This window comes from Micromonospora sp. NPDC047707, assembly GCF_040704235.1.
Classification (GTDB): domain Bacteria; phylum Actinomycetota; class Actinomycetes; order Mycobacteriales; family Micromonosporaceae; genus Micromonospora.
Genome location: NZ_JBEYSU010000158.1, coordinates 1 through 1,227 on the forward strand (window position 1 = coordinate 1; position 1,227 = coordinate 1,227).

Annotated in this window: 1 pseudogene; it reads left to right on the forward strand. The window is 67.1% G+C overall.

Annotation, left to right across the window (positions count from 1 at the left end):
- The first annotated feature begins 221 nt into the window (after window positions 1-221).
- Window positions 222-1,114: pseudogene (locus AB0873_RS32590) on the forward strand (IS5 family transposase).
- Window positions 1,115-1,227 lie beyond the last annotated feature (113 nt).

Below are 1,227 nucleotides of genomic sequence, written 5' to 3' on the forward strand. Positions count from 1 at the left end.
GCAGGTGATCATCGAGGGTGGCCGGGGTGGCGGATGCGGCAACACCGGCGACAAGGTATACAGACAGGGTTGGGCCTTTGGTCGTGCTGGTTTAGGGCCTGTCTCGAAGTCGGCGGTGATGCCTGAGCTGGTGTGACCGTTCGGCGTGTCGATGATCGAGATATGGCGAGGTCTCCGGTAGATGGTTCAGCGACCAAGCAGAACCTGAAACCGGAGACCTCGTGGACACCCTAGCGGTGACGAGGCGGTTCGACCTGACCGACGTGCAGTGGGCGGTGCTGCAGCCGTTGCTGCCGGCGCCGAAGCGGCCAGGTCGACCGTCGTCATGGAGCAGGCGGCAGTTGATTGACGGGATCCGGTGGCGGATCCGGGTAGGCGCTCCGTGGCGGGACGTGCCACCGCAGTACGGGTCTTGGTCGGCGGTGTATGCCCTGTTCCGCAGGTGGCAGCGCGACGGGACCTGGAAGCAGCTGCTCACCGCGTTGCAGACTCTTGCCGACGCGGCCGGCAGGATCACCTGGGACGTGTCGGTGGATTCGACCAGCGCCCGCGCCCACCAGCACGCTGCCGGGGCGAGGAAAAGGGGGATCTGCAGGCCGAACCACCCGGCGGCGTCAGCGTCGAACCGGCCGATCATGCGCTGGGCCGGTCTCGCGGTGGGTTGACCACGAAGCTGCACTTGGGCTGCGAGCAAGGCCAGAAGCCCCTCGCCGTCGTGCTGACCGCCGGACCTCGCGGCGACAGCCCGCAGTTCATCCCGGTCCTGGCCGCCATCCGCGTTCCGCGTCTGGTCACCGGCCGTCCGAGAACCCGGCCGGACCGCGTCTTGGCCGATAAGGCGTACACGTCGAAAGCCAACCGGGAGTACCTACGCCGGCGCGGCATCGCCGCGACGATCCCCAGCAAGGCCGACCAGGACGCGCACCGGCGGGCCAGAGGCTCCAAGGGCGGCCGCCCACCAGCCTTCGACCTGCACCTCTACCAGCAGCGCCACGCCGTGGAGTGCGGCATCAACCGGCTCAAACGCAACCGCGCTGTGGCCACCCGATTCGACAAGCTGGCCGTCCGCTACGAGGCCACCATTCACCTCGCCGCCATCAACGAGTGGCTATGACCGACTTCGACACAGGCCCTAGTAGTGCTTTGTTAGGTGGGCGTGTCGTTGGGTCGTGGGAGTGGTCCGGGGTAGTTCGATGTTGCGGTGACGCCTGACGAGCTTTCTGTTGT